This window comes from Bdellovibrio bacteriovorus (genome assembly GCF_002208115.1).
GTDB classification, from domain to species: domain Bacteria; phylum Bdellovibrionota; class Bdellovibrionia; order Bdellovibrionales; family Bdellovibrionaceae; genus Bdellovibrio; species Bdellovibrio bacteriovorus_C.
In genome coordinates this window covers 2490135-2505932 of sequence record NZ_CP020946.1, presented here as the reverse complement: position 1 = coordinate 2505932, position 15798 = coordinate 2490135, and the positions used below count along the sequence as shown (strand labels likewise).

The window sequence follows — 15798 nt, the reverse complement described above, 5'->3', positions numbered from 1 at the left end:
GGCCTTAAGGGGTCACCGAATAGATGACCTCAACGCAGGTGTCTCCGTGCTGGCGGATGTCCTTTATCTTAAACGCGGTGTCGGTTTGGCGCGCAAAAAGTTTTTTGCCTTCATTTAGAAAGACCGCCACAGTCTGAATGTGCATTTCATTCAACAGGCCTTGATCGTAAAACTGTCCGGCCAGATCACCACCGCCCACAACCCAGATGTTCTTTCCTTCAGCCAGCTTCTGCATTTCTTTGTGGTGACTGGCAACATCCCCCTGAACAAAACGGATGTCGGCGTTGGGGAAAGGCTTAAGGTTTTGATGGGTGAAAACAAAGCAGGGGACTTTATAAGGCCATTCCTCGGCATGTTGTTGCATCCACTTGTAGGTTGAAGTGCCCATGGCCAGGGCGCCCACCGTATTTACAAAAGTGTCGATGAAACTAATATCCGTGGGGCCGTTTTTGAAGAGCCATTCAAGAGAGTCGTTGGGATCAGCAATATACCCATCCAAGCTGGCCGCTGTGAAATAAATGGTCTTCATCAGGTCCTCCGTCTCAAGCCTTGGATGATACCCACAGTTTCGATGCAGCGGCAAGTGCTGGGTTTTCGTTAGGGATTGATAACATCCAGAATCTGGTTGCTGCCGTTGATCTTAAGTTTCAATGGAACGCGGCTTTCCTGAGATTCCGTCAACAGGTGCAGTTTGGCTTCAGGGAAGCTCATCAGATTTTTGATGATCAGAAGCTTTGGCAGGCCCACCAGCTTTACCATGGCTTCGTTTTCCATGGCCTCGATGTGTTCAACCACGCCAGTCACGTACAGTTGCGACGCTGCACCGGCACTGACAGTGGCGTTTGCCTGTGACGTCACAACATTGAAAGATACGAATAGACCCACGATTAAAAGATATTTTGCCATAATTACCGTCCTAATCCTTTTACTTGAGATAAAATTAACTGATTGTGTCCGTAAACGTCTTCCACAAAACGGATAACACCGTCCGAGTTCATTTGGGAAGTTACAGGTACTAAATAAACCGGCATCGGCTCTTTAAGGTCCACCCGGGTTTCCTTATCAACCACTTGACCTTCTTTAACCACGAAGTTTTCAATCTGCGGTCGGGACCATTGCGTTCCTGCAAGCAGATATTCGGCCAAATCCAGCGGTTTTTCCAGGCGCACACATCCTGAACTGCGCAGGCGCTGCGCCTCGCCGAACAAGTCGCGCTGATTGGTGTCGTGCAGATAGATCGCATAAGGATTTGTCATCATGAACTTCACAACGCCCAGTGCATTATTGTAGCTCGGTTTCTGTCTGATATAAAAGTTCACGCTCGAAGACTTAATCGACTTCCAGTCAATGCTGGTGGGGTCAATGGTTCGGCTAAAGTCAGCGGTGTACACTTCAAATCTGTTGTCAGTGAAGTACTTGCGAATACCCTTGGAGTCGAGTTTCTTCAGAATCTCCACTTTGTCGTTCAGGAACACCGTGGGCGGAATTGTCCATGTCGGGTTCATCACCAGATAGGTGATCCGATCCCGAAGCGTGGGCGTTTTTCGTTCCGCCGTGCCGTTGATCGCCTTGAAGCTCATTGAGATATTGTTCTTTTTATCCGTCATCATGAAGTGGGAAAACGCCGTATTCACGAAAATATGACGGTCTTCAAGATTCTGCGGGAACCAGCGCAGTTGTTCCATGTCCGCTTGTAACTGGCTCAATCGGTCCAACAGGGAAACGCTGAAAAACTTCCAGGTGCGGCCGCCGGGTGAAATCACGCCATCCGGTTTCATTTTCAGATTCATTTGAATGTCATTGATTGCGGCCAGCATGTCCTGATCAAAGGTGTCATTCATGCTGTCGATGCGATAGCCCAACTGGCGCAAACGTTCTTTCAGCTTGATGATGACGGGATCTTTTTTCCCCAGGGACAGGGGCTTTTTTGCGGGGGTGATGCTTTCCCACAGTCCGGTTTCCATCAGCGGATAAAGCCTTTGCAGCGCCATTTTCAGGGACTGATAGACAGGAAATTGCGGGGCCATTTTATCAAGGGCCAGTCTTGCGCTGCCCTGACTGCTCAGGACGACAAGGCGAACCTGTTCGGCCGTCAGGAAGTCCTTTCTTTTGACTTTGATATCTGATGCCAGGCCGGTCGGATTGACCGATCCACTATAGACGTCGCGCAGGGCCTTCACATAGACCGCCAGAATTTGCCGTCGGTCGAAGTCAGTCTCCAGGGTTCCACGCAGGAAGGATTGCTCCAGTTCGGCACTCCAATAGACGGAGGGATTCAGGCCATGCTGCCACGCTGTCAGCAGAGCTTCGCGGATTGAAGCCGCACTGAGGCTGTCGACAGCGGTTAAATAATCAATCGCACTTTGACCTTGGGTTGGCGCCGCCGAATAATACGGAAGACTTTGAGCCTTTGCCGTAGAAAGCCCGCTTGCCACAATCAAAGATGTGATCGCAAGAAATAAACGAACAGGTTGCGTATCCATTTCCATTCACCTCGTGGCAGCAGGTAATACAAGAACTCTGCCAGCGTAGGGATGGAACTGGTTGTGATTTGCAGATTATTTGAGAAATATCTTCATATAAATATGTCAGCCGGTGACACTTCTGGTGCCTCGCTCAGTTGCTGGACAGCCGGGGGCCGCCAAGAGCGGCTTATAGCTCTTCTAAGATCAGGGGGCCGCAGGCATGAGACTCGCATGGATGTTTTAAGCCCCAGCGAAAGTATCTTATGAAAAAACTGTTAATGCTTCTTTCACTTCTTTTGATCAATTGCCAGGAAAGCCCTGAAAGCTTTCAAGGGACCCGCATGGAATTGGAGCAAGGGCAGGGGATTATCGGCGGAGCTTCAGCTTCTTTTCAGAGCGACCTGTCCCAGATGGTTGTCAGTGTGCGCACCTACTATAACACCCGAATCGAGGTTATAAACGGCCAGAAGGTGGAAATGAACGACGTGTTTCAGTGCACGGGGATTCCACTCAGCAGACAGTTGATTCTGACCGCCGCCCATTGTCTGAAGACACCGCAAGCGTATTTACGCACGGTCGAATATAAGACCAAAACCGGAGAGCACCTGGCCTATGCCGAAGAAACGTTCGTGGTGCCAGAGCAGTACAAAGCCGGAAATCAGGATTTTGATTTTGGGATTTTGAAGTTAAAAAAGCAGTTGCCTGAGGATATCATAGTCACGCCTCTGATGGATCATTCTGTAGGGGATCTGCGCTCTGTTCTGGCGGCAGGCTATGGGCGCACCAATGGTGTTTGGTCGGACATTAAAGGTGATGGCGGCAACACCCTGCGGTCGGTTCAGTTGACGGTGTCGGCTTTTGCAAAGAACGAAAGCCGTTTCCGTGTGCAACAGTCTCAAGGCAAAGGTTTTTGCCAGGGGGACTCCGGTGGTCCCGCCTTTGCTCGAATTCAAGGGCGGACCTATGTGGTGGGGATCGCCTCAAAAACAACACGATCGTCAGAGTCTGCCACGGCCGACACTGAACGCTGCACCGATGAGGGTATTTACATCAGCGTTCAGAAACAATTTGCCATGATCGTGGAGCTGGCAAAGTCCTTGGCCCCTGAGGTCCCTTAGTTAGGGGAATGTCGGTTTTTTGCTGGCGTCCCAGGCAGGATTGGATTGGTGATCGAAGAGGGTGTTGTTCACGCCCGCGGGAAGGACCCACCCACTGATATCCTGATTGAAGGCGTCGGCGCCGAAGAACATCTGCTCCATGCTAGTCAGCCCAGGGGTAGCAAAGACCCAACTGGCCAGGGGCTGGTTGAAGGCGTCTGCATTTTGGAACATGGATGTCATATCCGTGACTTTGGATGTGTCCCAGAAACTTACCGATTTAGTCAGAGGCTGATTGAAGGCCAGAGCCCCCATGAACATTCTAGCCATGTCGGTGACATTGGCCGTATTCCAGTTGCTGATGTTTTGATTGAAGGCAAGGGCATCGCTGAACATACTGTTCATTGTGATCACGCTGGAAGTGTCCCAGTTTCCGATGGGCTGATTGAAAGCTGCCGCTCCCATGAACAAATTGCTCATATCCTCGATCCCGCTGGTGTTCCAATGACCGATAGGGCTGTTGAAGTTAGTAGCCATCATAAATGCGCCGCGCATATCGGTCATTTGAGTCAAGTCCGGAGCATCTGTCGCAGTGACTTGCATATTCGCGCAGCCCGCAAACATCAGTTGCATAGTGCCCCACTGATTGGTGCCCCATTGTTTTACGTCGATGACTTTCAGATAATCACCCGCACCGGCAAAGCGGAACCAAGGCATGGCACCTTTGATTTTGATGTCATAGATTCCGCCCGTCGCGTAGTTGTGTGAAATTGCGGGCATGCCGGGATTCCAGCTTGCAGAATCAACAGGATCGGAACTGCCGTCACCCCAGTGAACCACAAAGTTGTATCCGGACCAGCCATTCAGTGGCAGCTCCATCGAGTTGGCAGCATTGCCTTTGCTGGTGTCGATGGTCATGATGAAAGAGTTTTTTATCGTGGCACTTGTTGATGGTCCGTATGCGGGTGCTAAAAGGCCATCTGCATCTGCCGCCGTGTCGGCAGCAATGGAGATATTCACCGGGCCATCCCCCGAACATCCGCTGATGGTGACCGTCGGGGTCATGGTGGTTCCATTCGTCACCACAGCCGTGCAGCCGGCCGTGTCGGAGCCACCCAGGGTGATGTCGGCATCTTGTAAGTTGACGGTCGTGGCATCAGTGTAGCTGACGGTATAAACGAAGTTTGTCGCCACGGTTCCATAGGGCACGGACGGGGCACTGACGTTCAAGGTCGGCCCTGTCGGGGCCGGCGGGGTCATATTAGGAGGAGTTTCTGAAGGCAGGACGACGCTGGTAGGGACCAGTTGCAAATCAAACGTGCAGCCCGTTAAAGCCAGTGATACCAGCAAAAGCATGATGTTCCAGAGTGAGACACGTACCGGTGTTATCATGACTTATATTTCGGTTTACTATGAAGAACCCTTGAATACATCTTGGTAACGTTGGGCCCTTTTACCGGCGGGAAACTGGAAATTTCCGAAAAACGAGCTAGGCTCTTCTTTTTTGTTCCAGCTTCCCTTCACGATCTATTAGTTCAAGGCTTCGGCATCAATTTGCATCATTGTGGATCTGCTTGCTTGTATCAGCGCGTTGGTCAGTTCTTTTGTCATATTCTCCAGACGATCCAGCTCTGGGTTGCCTTTGACTATCATTGTGACAAGACCACCGACGCTGGCAGCAGCAACTACGACACCAATCCACTTTAGCATGCTGGGCTTGGCTGCATCGTCATTGACAAACATGATCGCAGTCAGGCATCCCGAGATCACGGTGTTCAACACCAGCGCGCCTCCGATAGTTGATTCGTTGCCTTCTCCCGCCTGTACAGACAGATAGTAGTGAAGTCGTTGCAGCTGCACGAGGGCTGCCTGAAGAACTTCCAGACGCTGTTCAGCGGTCAATCCAGCCGTCGCTGCTGAAAGGGCCTGCAGGTCTTCAGGGGATACTTCTGACTTTCCGGACTGCAGAAGTGTCAGGGATTGGCTTTTAATTGCTTTCACGGCAGCAAGGGCCTGGGGGCTCATGGCCTCCTGAGAGGCGATACTTCTCTGGGGCGTCACCGCGTAGGCCTGAGCTTGAACGGATTGAGCCATCATCGCACTGGCTAGAATCATCAACATTGCTTTTTTCATCTTAATCTCCCTTTTTATCCCTGAGCTTTTTCGGCCTTTTCGCTTTGGCCGGTTGTCTGGAACTCGTGAAGTTTGAACTCAAGCCCTGAAATGGTTTTTATGTTTTGCTCATAAACCGCTTTGGTCATGGCCGAGGCTGACATGAGCGCCTGATTCTCGATGTAGGCAGAGGGGTCCGTGATGACTTGATGATGAAAGACGGTCAGCCAGGAAAGCAAGCCCACGAATACATACTTATTCAGACTGGAAACGACGACGTCGGCCCCGTGGCGAACCCGGGAACTGACATAGGCCTTTGTTAACGGGCCGCCCTCGGGCTGGGTCAGGATTTCCATGAGGACCGCGTCAGGAATTTTCTCTGGGCGGAAGAATTTGAAGTGCGGGACAGAGACAATAAACCCGGCAGACCCGAGATACTGATAGCTGAGGTAATTAAGGCCGGCGTTGGCCCCAAGAGAAAACAAAAGGCGGAAGTAGTGAGCATTGTGGCGCAGAAGTGTCATCGGGTCCAACTTGACTTGGACACCCATTTTTTCCAAGGCGCGTTTGTAGTCGCGGCGCTGGATTTCAATGGTCAGTTCTTGTCGATAGTCTTTATTTAGCTGAAAAATGTTAAAGAACTCAGCCGCAGCCATTTTGGCTTTCGCGGATAAGTTGCGGTCCCCCAGAACATCGGATTTGGCAGCTTGATAGACTTGAGTTTCCGTGACTCGTGATTGATGCGAAAGTGACTCAAAGTGAGACGTGCGGGTGTCCAGGAAAGCACCGCCACACGCAATTTGCGCGGCTGCAGGCAATGCTATCAGGATCATGAAGGCTGAAACTACCAGGCTTCGCATGGGGGACACCTCTTCCTAAGAGGTGTCAATGCAATGACAGAACCAAGTAAGAGGTCCTTTATTTTAATTTGATCACTTTTTTATGCAGCCCTAACATTTTTGGGCAATCGACTGTTGATTCTATGGGCGTGGCCCGATCCCTCGGCCCCAAGGTCCTTTCTATTGACGCTTCTTCAATCTTTTCAGTATAGTTTCTGCGGGGAGCTGGGGATCAGCTCTGAACACTTCATGTATAGGATTTGGTAATGAAAAATAAAAAATGGTTCGCCGTTAAGACCCTTTATGTAACTCGTGCTGTGGGCAAATCCAGCGCCAAAGGCAAACAAGCCTTCGCAGAACTGCTTGAAGAGCGCGTGGTGTTGTTCCAGGCTGCGAATGCGAACGCAGCGGTAAAAGCGGCTGAAAAAGACGCCAAAGAATACAGTCAGTACACATACACGAACTTTGAAGGTCAGGCCGTCCGCACAGAGTACCTGAAGGCCTGTGATGTGTTTGAGCTTTATGAAACTTTGGAAAGTGGTGTGGAATTGTTTGCTTCCACGGAAGTCCTGACTAAAAAGGTTTCCAGCAAAGAACTTATCGCCCGCAGACTGGGTGTTTTGGAAACAAAAAACACGATTAAAATGCGCAAGCGTTTTATGAGCAAGGAACTGGGTTCTTACGTTTAAGCTGCAAAAAATTAAAAGGCCCCGCTTCCGGGGCTTTGTTTCAGTTGCGAGATCTGGAATTTGGCCGACAGCATTAGAGAAATCAGGACAAAGACCGCGCCCACATAGCCCACTGAGCCGATATGGTTTGTGGATGAAATACTTCCCAGCAGGGCACCGCCACCAATACCAATATTGAAGATTCCCGAATACAGCGACATGGCCACATCCTGCACATCAGGGGCTTCTTTAAGCACGGAAGACTGGAAGATCAGGCACAGGATGGTCAATGCCGTTCCCCAGATAAAGGCCAGCGCCATCAGCCCGACTTGCGAATGCACCGCCCAAGACATTAACAGCAAACTGGCAAACACGATCCCTAACGACACCCACAGGGAGTTTTTAGGGTGCTTGTATATGATCTTGCTGCCCAGAATGCTGCCAAAGATGCCGGAAGCACCAAACACGAAAAGCAACACCACGACAAAATCAGTTGAAATTCCGCCAACGGCCAGCAAGAAGGGCTTGATATACGTAAACGCGGTGAAATGCCCGGTTACGGTCAGGGCGGTCATCAGGTAAACCAGCACCAGGGATTTTCGTCTGAATAACGACGGAACATTTTTAAATGTAGTGACGCTCTGGCTGGGTAAAGCGGGCAGCATGCGATACAAAATCAGGTAAATAATGAAGGCCACCAATGCGATCACGCTAAAGGCCATGCGCCATCCGAAGCTTTGCCCCAGGAAGGTGCCAAATGGGATGCCAAGGATATTACCCAGGGAGGCTCCCATGGCAATAATCGAAAGCGCCTTGGCGCGGCCTCCGGCAGGACCCAGGCGAATCGCCAGCGGAATTGCGATAGACCAAAACACGGCATGGGCAAAGGCCACGATGATCCGGCACACCAGCAGCATGCCAAAACTTGCCGCCAGGCCCGAGGCAAGGTTTGCCACGACAAATGTTCCCAACAGAATCAACATCAGGCGACGTCGGTCCCAGTGAGAACTCACCACCGTCATCGGTAACGACATCGTCGCCACAATCCATGCATAGATGGTCATCAGCAGGCCGGTGAAGGCCTCGCTTTTACCAAGCCCTGCCGAAATCTCTGGCAGCAACCCAACGGGAATAAACTCGCTGGTCACGAAAATGAAGCTAGCCAGACTGATGTTGACAGTGGGAAGCCAGGATTTGAGAGAATGTGTGTTCATGACAAGACTCACTCCATGGGAGTGTCGCCAGTATGAACCTGTTAGAAGGCACTGGAAAGGGAAAACTGTTGCCAAAACAGAAAAATGACTTTGGCTACGAATCTTATGGCGGGCCTGCTCGCTGGACTTGATGATGGCAGGGGTTAAGAGGAAGATGAAAGAGTAATGAAAATACAAGGGAGTCTCTTATGAGGTTCGGGATTTTTATTCTCAGCTTTCTGTTTGCCAGTGTGCTGTGGGCCAAGGACAGTGATTACAAGAAACCTTCGGATGCGGAGCTTAAGAAAAAGCTGACGCCGATGCAGTATCAATGCACACAGCAGTCAGCAACGGAAAAGCCGTTCGACAATCTTTATTGGAACAACAAAAGAGAAGGCATCTATGTTGATATTGTCAGCGGCGAGCCTTTGTTCAGCTCCACAGACAAATATGACTCCGGAACCGGCTGGCCCAGTTTCACCAAGCCTATTGATGACGGCTCACTGGTAACAAAACCTGATTATGAAATGTCGGTGGAGCGCACCGAGCTGCGTTCTAAAAAAGCCGATTCCCATCTGGGGCATTTGTTTGACGATGGCCCGGCGGACAAGGGCGGCAAACGCTATTGCATCAACTCTGCTGCGCTGAATTTTATCCCGGTCGAAGAAATGGAAGCCAAAGGTTATGGCAAGTATTTGTCCCTTTTCCCGAAGTATAAAAAGGAAAAGAAAAAATGACGAACGAATCCATTGTTCGCGAAGTCTATGCACTGCTTAACAGTGACGACATCCCGGCCCTTCGCCAGTATTTTGACCCCGAGGTGGAACGAATAGAGCCTGAAGGCTTTCCTATGTCCGGAACCTACAAGGGCATCGAGGCGATGATGAAGCACTTCAGTACCGCGCGTGCCACCTGGGCCGAAGGCACCTGCAAGCCGGAAAAGATCCTGAATGCCGGGGACAAGTACGTGGTCTTCGTCAAAGTCCACGTACGCTTGAAAGACCGATCGGATTGGATCGAAGGCAACGTCGCCGATGGCTTTATTGTCCGAAACGGTAAAATTATCTTTATGCGCACATTCACCGACAGCCAGAAGGCAGTGGAGTGGGCTGAAATTTAGCCGGAACTCGCCTTTGGTATTAAGGTTTTTATGAAAACTCCGAAATGTTTATCGGATGAAACCTAATACTAAACTTGATCGAGCTCCACTTATCAAAATGATACAGGCTGAGAGGCGAGCTCAACACCATCAGTATTTGCACGAGACCGAGTCTCCGCTAAGTCATATCTGTGATAGTGGTGATGCTCTTGGACCTTTGGTTCTGAATGCAAAGCTTGGTGTTGCACGTTGGAAGTTAACGGGACGTGCCTTTTTTTCTCGATTTAGACCGGGAGAAAGAGTTGAGCTGAGAGTTAATAAAAACGGTTCAGATATTTCGGAACGCTTCAGTGATGGCTGGTTGGTGGAGTCAGTGAGATATCCAGTTCCAGGGGAAATTGAAGTTGTCATTTGTGGGGTTAAACCGCTTGATGATGACCGGGCTATCGAGGTTTTTCTTTTTAAGAGTTCTACCGAGGTGTTTAGTAATTTTCTGATTTCCCAGATACAAAGATTGCCTTCAAATTTTGAGTCTTTGGTTTTGGGCACCGAAAAGTTTGTATTGTCCGTAGATGAACCGGAATTCAAAGTACATTACGACCAACTTAATGACACACAAAAGAGCGCTCTGCATGATTTGGTTGGTAATAATCTCAGTGGGGCGATTCAGGGACCTCCCGGCACTGGAAAGACTCATTTGCTGCAGGCAGTTGTTGCTTTGGCTTTAAGTTCTAACATGCGTGTGTGTGTAACTTCTTTTACTCATTCAGCCGTTGACAATTTACTTGGTAAAATCGTCGGTGACGAGTTTCCTTATCCTTGGGTCAGAGTAGGTAATTCGGACAGGGTTAGGAAAGAGTTCTATCGCAGTCATGTGGAATTTGGCGGTTTTAGGGCGCCCACATTTGGGGATGTAAGCGAAGCTAAGTTAATAGGATCAACTCTTCATAAACTTGCTTTCGGTGGCTCTTCGCAGATGTTTGACTTATTGGTCGTTGATGAGGCGGGACAGGTGCCGGTTTACTTCTGGCCATTTATTCAGCGAATTACGAAAAGACTGGTTTTGGTTGGTGATCAATTTCAGTTGCCTCCGGTTTTAACCGCTGAACTGAACATTCGAACCTGCCTTTTGATAACCTGTTTTCTCTATTTGTTAATAGAGATACCCCAATGCTCGAAACTCAATATCGAATGAGAAGAGAGATTCAGGGTTGGTCATCTGAAAAGTTTTATCGAGGGAAGTTACGCCCACATGTTTCAGTAGCGAATCGGGACTACTTCTCTTGCAGTCCGACGTATTTTACTGACAGCGCAGTGGTTTCTAAGAGGTTCGATTCTGATTCGTATGGCAAGGTCTCGCAGGACGAAGCTAATTTCATTGCAGAGAAGGTTGCTCGGATGGTGAGAAACAAAGAAGATCTTAGAACGGTTGGAGTCATATGCCCCTACAGAGCACAGGCAGGTAAAATAAATGCTGCTCTTCAAGATAAATTGGGAGTTGGAGAAGCCTCCAAAGTGCTTGTAGATACGGTCGAGCGATTTCAAGGACAGGAGCGAGAAGCGGTATTCCTGTCGTTTGGAACATCTGCAAATTCTTCTGGAGATCTGAGTTTTTTGGCGGATGCTAGACGGCTAAATGTATCCATTACCCGGGCTAGATCCAGATTTTACTGTTTGTTTAGTAAAGCTTTATATGAAAAGTCCGGTTCGAGAAAATCAGCTGACTTAAACGAGTTTTTGAACTGGGTCGCAAATGGCCGTACTCCTATTAAAAAGGCGGCATAGAATAGATTTGTCATGATGTTTTTTGAAAGACAGGCAAGTACATTTTTAACATTGAATACCATTAATCTTAAATACCGAATTTGATCCTATAGACTCAAGGTGGGCTAAACCCCAAAAAAAGGAGTTTAAATGGAGCCAATTAAAAGCGGCAGCAAGCAGTCTGCCACACACAAAGGTTCAACCCCGCATTCGAAGCTGCTGGTGATCGATCGGCAGTATGATGTCCCTGTGGAAAAACTGTTTGCCGCCTTCTCAAGTCCTGAAGCCTTGAAACAATGGTGGTGGCCGGAGGGCATATATACCGATCATGTCGAATGGGAGTTTCGCAACGGTGGCAGGTACTATATCAACATGAAGGGCTACGAACAGGGCGGCGGAGGGATGGCCGGATCAATTGAAGAGGTCGTCGAAAACGAACGCATCGTCATGACCGATCAGTTTGCCAATGAACGGGGGCAGCCGATATCCGCCAAAGAAGCCAATATGCCCGGGGAGTGGCCGGAAAAAGGCTACATCACATTCGAGTTTGAATCCCACGGGAAAGAGCGCAGTGGCTTCACGTTGTCTCAAGAGGGCATTCCCAATGAGCTGCAGGCTGAATGTATTCAAGGATGGTCCCAATCCTTTGACAAGCTTCAAAACTATCTAAAGGGTTCCACCAGCCAACACTGACTTTCTTTGATAATTTCCAAACCGCAACACACTGTCACCCACCGTGAAGTGTGTTTGCGTCACATGCATTTATGCAGCTGTCTTTTTTATTAGTCGTGATTTCGCGTCTCACGATTCAGAATCTCAATTCGGGCTAAAGTCGTACTTCAAAACAACGAGAGAAAGGAATCTCAATGGAACGTTATTGGTCTCAACGAATAGTTGCATCGGTTCTGGCGCTGCAGTTTGCAGCCGTTGCGCACGCGGAAGTTCAAATTCCGGCTTATACCAGCGGGGCGGATCTGTTTAATGAAACACAGAACAAACCACCGTTCGAGGGGGTGGGTCGTATCGGCGATGTCACTCGTCAGACGGGTGGAAGTTTGTATAAACTGGATCTGGTCAAAGCATTGCCGCTGACCAGTCTCAAAGCAAAACCCAGTGCCGGAAAAGTGAAAATCGTTTCGGTGACTTTGGTGACCGACAAAGGCGATCGGATTCCCGTGAAGGCGTATAACAATGTCACTATCGCCAGCACAGATCAGCCTTTGGCCTCTGAGATTTTGAGCAGCCCGGCACCGATCGCAGTTGTTGAGGTTCAGGCCGAAGCGATGGGTGGCAAGGCGGCCTTGGACATCAATGCCATTTCCAACAGCGAGATTCCAAAACTGAATCTGCGCGTGGAAGAAGTGGCCTGCAAAAAGAACATCGATGCCACCCTGAAAGAACACCTGGACGTGGTGCAGGTGTGGGCGGGGCGTGCCGAAGTCAGTGCGCCGGGATCCATTCAGGAAAAGTACGCCACCAAAGAGTTCAATCGCTATGTGAACGAGTTTATCTCGGTCATCAAAAACGATAAAACCGCGTTTGCTTCGACTGAATACACCGTCACGCTGCTGAATTTCTTTGCGGAACGTCACAACACTGCCCGTGCAGAAAGTGCGGCAGATGTGGCTTATAAAAACATGGCGATGGAAACCTTCAATGCCTTCATTCTGGCTCTGCAAAGCGACCAGACCTGCTACAATATTGGCAGTGAGGGCATGATCAAAATTGCGACGGATTTCCAAAAACGTCTGGAAGGCAACAAACCTGACAGCCGTGCCCGTAAGCTTTACGAGGCGTTCGTTCTGGGTGTTGGCAAACTGATCCCAAATCAGTATCGCAAAGAGCTTGCGGCAAAAAGTCTGACCTTCCGTCAGGCGGATGCAGAAGGTCACAAGTACCACAAACTTGTAACCACAAGTAAACCGGACAACTTCCTGAAAACAACTCACCAGGATATGAGCGCATCGGCTTATACTGTGGCAGAGCAGGCCTTGACTCGTGAAGTGAAGACCATGACCAGTGACCAGCGTTACGAGCTGATTGTTGAGTATCAGGCGAAATACAACGATGCCGCAAATTATCCATCAGAGATCATGATGAAATACCTCATCATCCTTTCTGAAAGCGGTACTCTGTTCCGCATCTATCGCTAGAGTGCAGAATGAAAAAGGCCCGTCGCAGTGACGGGCCTTTTTTTATTTTTTGCGCAAATTCTTTCCGTGAACTTCCTTATAGGCGGGAAGTGCGCCAAGGGCTGAGGCTTCATAGACCCCGCGGGCCACCGCGCGGGCCAGAACGTCAGCCGCCACCAAACCAATTCGATTCACCAGATCCGCACGGTTTTCGATGTCCTGTCCCCAAGTGCCGGTTGCAACGGCAAACACGGTGTCGCCGTCAAACGGCGTGTGCACTGGACGGATGGAACGGGCATATCCATCCTGAGCCATGATGGCGATGCGCTGGGCTTCTGCTTTGGTCAGACGGGCATTGGTCGCCACAACTCCAATCGTGGTGTTTTCACCGGCCCGGGGGATCAGGCTATCCAGCGGCGACCCCGTCCATGCTTCCTGAGCAGAATTGAAATCAATTGCTGAAGTTGGAATCGGCTGTCCGCCCATTTCATTGTTTTGTTCAAAAGGCCACGCCCAAAAAGCGGATTGTCCCGGGATGATCGGGCTTCCCACGCAGTTTACGGCGACAAGGGCTCCGATTTGCAAACCGTCTCCGGAAACAGAAGAGGCTGTGCCCAAGCCGCCCTTCAGCGGGCCAGCCTTCGCACCAAAACCGGCGCCGGCGTTACCCAATTTGAAATCCAAAGAAGCGTTGTTCAAAGCGGTGCGACCCAGTTCCCAGTAAGGGGACTTGTCGCCCCAGTTTTTGTCGCCGCCATTTAGAAGGTCAAACAAAACTGCGCTGGGTACGATCGGGGCGCGTGCGGGGCCAATCGGAAAACCGATTCCGCGGGAAGCCAGAATGTCCGTGACTGCGGACGAGGCTCCCAATCCAAACACCGAGCCACCGCTTAGGACAATTGCATCGATACGGTCGACCAGACAGCTTGGATTCAAAGCGTCGGTGTCGCGAGTGCCCGGCGCACCTCCGCGAACATCCACACCGGCGACAGCCCCGTTATCCAGAAGCATTACGGAAACGCCGGTCCAGACTTTAGGATCTTCAGCCTGGCCAACACGGATTGAGTCAATGTCGGTGATGCTGTTTCGAGGGCCGGGTTTAAAGTTGAATTTCATAAGGGCTCCTTGGTTGGTTTTAGGGTAAATAACAAATTGTTACGAGAAAAGTCCGGCAGCGGCGCGTTTATTTCATCATCTCCCATACACATGGACCGTAGGTGGGCTGACGAGCGACATTGACGTTAAGACTGGAAACGTTTTCCGTATTTCCTACTTTATCGGTCGGGTGAAAAACCACCGAAGAAAGTGGTTTGGTTGGGGATGGTGTGAATTCACCGATCAGATTGTTTCCGTCACTTTTCAAAGAAAGTGGTTTTGCCAGGCTCTGGATCTGGCTGTCCTGCATTTTCAGGATGAAGCCGCCTTCGACTGCGGCGGTGTTTTCAGCAGAAAGGTTGTGGTCCACCAAAACGTCGACAAGTTTCATGAAGGAGGCAGAGTATAGTCCACCCTGGATTTGACCTTGATTGCCGGTGATAGACACGTGATTCAGATCCAGACATCCGGTGGAAGACCAGATGGCGCCACCATCCCCTTGCATTGCAGTGTTGTGTTCAAAAACAGTGTCCGTCGCTTTTACGGAAGTACCCCAGTGAAACAAGGCCGCACCACCATAGCGGGAGGTGTTGTCATGAATGTTCACGTGGTTCAGAGTCAGCATACTGTAATGAGGGGCCGCCGGCCCCGAGGCCTCAATCGCACCTCCATGGCTTGCAGAAGTGTTTTCAAAGAAGTCCGCATTGGTGATGTCAATTCTGGAACCTTCACTCAGAATATTGATGGCACCGCCTGCAGGATAAGTCGTCAAAGTGGCTTTGTTGGAATTTCCGTGGGTGAAGTTGATATTGGAAATGTTCACGTTCAGATTCAATCCGCTGATCATGAAAATGCGGCTTCGGTTTTGAGCATCCACAACCGGGCGGGAGTTTTTCGCGCCTTGCAAGGTCAGGCTTTTCTGAATCACGATCTCGCCATCACTCAAAGTCAGCAGTGTCACATTTTCGTCGATTTCGATGGTGTCGCCGGATTGCGCTTCAGAAACCACGGATCGCAAAGAACCCGGGACTGAGTCCTTGCCGGTGGTGACATGAAGAACATTCGCCATCGCAGCGGTGTTACTCATCAGGATCATCAGGGTCAGAAGGGTGGATTTTTTCATTGTTAACTCCAGTTTGATTGTTATGTCTGGATCTAAAAGCATCAGTCATGCCGAGGTGAAACCACCCTCTAAAGGCCTTTATTTCGAGATGAGCCGCCTTCTGCCGGGTTCCCGGCGGGCCCTGTGCCGGTGGTTCGGTGGGTGCCGATGCTCCGGCATGGGGCTTTTGCCATTGTGGTGTTCTTCCAGGGCGAAATAAGCTATAGTGCCA

17 protein-coding genes are annotated in these 15798 nt (G+C 50.1%); 8 read left to right on the top strand and 9 right to left on the bottom strand.

All coding sequences use genetic code 11. The features are described 5' to 3' along the window. Nucleotides 1-4: 4 nt before the first annotated feature. The 3 genes from B9G79_RS12000 to B9G79_RS11990 form a co-directional block, all read right to left on the bottom strand. The gene (locus tag B9G79_RS12000) at nt 5-529 is read right to left on the bottom strand and encodes a dihydrofolate reductase family protein (protein ID WP_232468623.1); all 525 of its coding nucleotides are present in this window, start codon (nt 527-529) and stop codon (nt 5-7) included. Nucleotides 530-597: 68 nt separating this feature from the next. Continuing rightward, nucleotides 598-906 carry a hypothetical protein gene (locus B9G79_RS11995; protein WP_088565716.1) on the bottom strand — a complete coding sequence of 103 codons (309 nt, stop codon included), beginning with the start codon at nt 904-906 and terminating at the stop codon, nt 598-600. Between the two features lie 2 nt (nt 907-908). Next, the gene (locus tag B9G79_RS11990; RefSeq protein WP_232468622.1) at nt 909-2483 is read right to left on the bottom strand and encodes a L,D-transpeptidase family protein; all 1575 of its coding nucleotides are present in this window, start codon (nt 2481-2483) and stop codon (nt 909-911) included. Between the two features lie 245 nt (nt 2484-2728). On the opposite strand from B9G79_RS11990, the gene B9G79_RS11985 reads away from it, so the two are divergent. Beyond that, nucleotides 2729-3583, top strand: a complete 855-nt coding sequence (locus B9G79_RS11985) for a trypsin-like serine protease (protein ID WP_088565714.1) — start codon at nt 2729-2731, stop codon at nt 3581-3583. Here B9G79_RS11985 and B9G79_RS11980 read toward each other — a convergent pair whose 3' ends face one another. From B9G79_RS11980 to B9G79_RS11970, 3 genes are all read right to left on the bottom strand, one after another. Then, nucleotides 3584-4918, bottom strand: coding sequence for a BspA family leucine-rich repeat surface protein (locus B9G79_RS11980; RefSeq protein ID WP_232468621.1), 1335 nt, complete (start codon nt 4916-4918; stop codon nt 3584-3586). It abuts the gene before it with no gap. 174 nt (nt 4919-5092) lie between these two features. Continuing rightward, the gene (locus B9G79_RS11975; protein ID WP_088565712.1) at nt 5093-5695 is read right to left on the bottom strand and encodes a hypothetical protein; all 603 of its coding nucleotides are present in this window, start codon (nt 5693-5695) and stop codon (nt 5093-5095) included. A gap of 14 nt (nt 5696-5709) precedes the next feature. Further along, nucleotides 5710-6534, bottom strand: coding sequence for a hypothetical protein (locus B9G79_RS11970; RefSeq protein ID WP_088565711.1), 825 nt, complete (start codon nt 6532-6534; stop codon nt 5710-5712). Between the two features lie 245 nt (nt 6535-6779). Between B9G79_RS11970 and B9G79_RS11965 the strand changes: the two genes are divergently transcribed. Next, nucleotides 6780-7202, top strand: coding sequence for a DUF4288 domain-containing protein (locus tag B9G79_RS11965; RefSeq protein WP_088565710.1), 423 nt, complete (start codon nt 6780-6782; stop codon nt 7200-7202). Nucleotides 7203-7213: 11 nt separating this feature from the next. On the opposite strand, the gene B9G79_RS11960 is transcribed toward B9G79_RS11965, so the two are convergent. Continuing rightward, nucleotides 7214-8395 (bottom strand): sugar transporter, encoded by a 1182-nt coding sequence (locus B9G79_RS11960; RefSeq protein WP_088565709.1) that lies wholly within the window; start codon nt 8393-8395, stop codon nt 7214-7216. 188 nt (nt 8396-8583) lie between these two features. Here B9G79_RS11960 and msrB point away from each other — a divergent pair, with 188 nt between their 5' ends. The 6 genes from msrB (at nt 8584) to B9G79_RS11930 (ending at nt 13390) form a co-directional block, all read left to right on the top strand. After that, the gene (gene msrB / locus B9G79_RS11955; protein ID WP_088565708.1) at nt 8584-9111 is read left to right on the top strand and encodes a peptide-methionine (R)-S-oxide reductase MsrB; all 528 of its coding nucleotides are present in this window, start codon (nt 8584-8586) and stop codon (nt 9109-9111) included. Further along, entirely contained in the window at nt 9108-9494 is a 387-nt protein-coding gene (locus B9G79_RS11950; protein WP_088565707.1) for a nuclear transport factor 2 family protein, read from the top strand. Before msrB ends, B9G79_RS11950 begins: the two co-directional genes overlap by 4 nt. A 55-nt stretch (nt 9495-9549) precedes the next feature. Then, nucleotides 9550-10668: an AAA domain-containing protein gene (locus B9G79_RS11945; RefSeq protein ID WP_088565706.1), complete on the top strand. Its 1119-nt coding sequence runs from the start codon at nt 9550-9552 to the stop codon at nt 10666-10668. Continuing rightward, nucleotides 10644-11258 carry a DEAD/DEAH box helicase gene (locus tag B9G79_RS11940; RefSeq protein ID WP_088565705.1) on the top strand — a complete coding sequence of 205 codons (615 nt, stop codon included), beginning with the start codon at nt 10644-10646 and terminating at the stop codon, nt 11256-11258. Before B9G79_RS11945 ends, B9G79_RS11940 begins: the two co-directional genes overlap by 25 nt. Nucleotides 11259-11387: 129 nt before the next feature. Further along, on the top strand, nt 11388-11930 hold the full coding sequence (locus B9G79_RS11935) for an SRPBCC family protein (protein ID WP_088565704.1): 543 nt from the start codon (nt 11388-11390) through the stop codon (nt 11928-11930). 173 nt (nt 11931-12103) lie between these two features. After that, complete coding sequence (locus B9G79_RS11930; protein ID WP_088565703.1) at nt 12104-13390, top strand: beta-sandwich domain-containing protein; 1287 nt, start codon at nt 12104-12106, stop codon at nt 13388-13390. Nucleotides 13391-13432: 42 nt separating this feature from the next. On the opposite strand, the gene B9G79_RS11925 is transcribed toward B9G79_RS11930, so the two are convergent. Together B9G79_RS11925 and B9G79_RS11920 are read right to left on the bottom strand one after the other, a co-directional pair. Then, nucleotides 13433-14485, bottom strand: a complete 1053-nt coding sequence (locus tag B9G79_RS11925) for a P1 family peptidase (protein WP_088565702.1) — start codon at nt 14483-14485, stop codon at nt 13433-13435. A 67-nt stretch (nt 14486-14552) separates the two neighbouring features. Next, nucleotides 14553-15587 (bottom strand): hypothetical protein, encoded by a 1035-nt coding sequence (locus B9G79_RS11920; protein ID WP_088565701.1) that lies wholly within the window; start codon nt 15585-15587, stop codon nt 14553-14555. Nucleotides 15588-15798 lie beyond the last annotated feature (211 nt).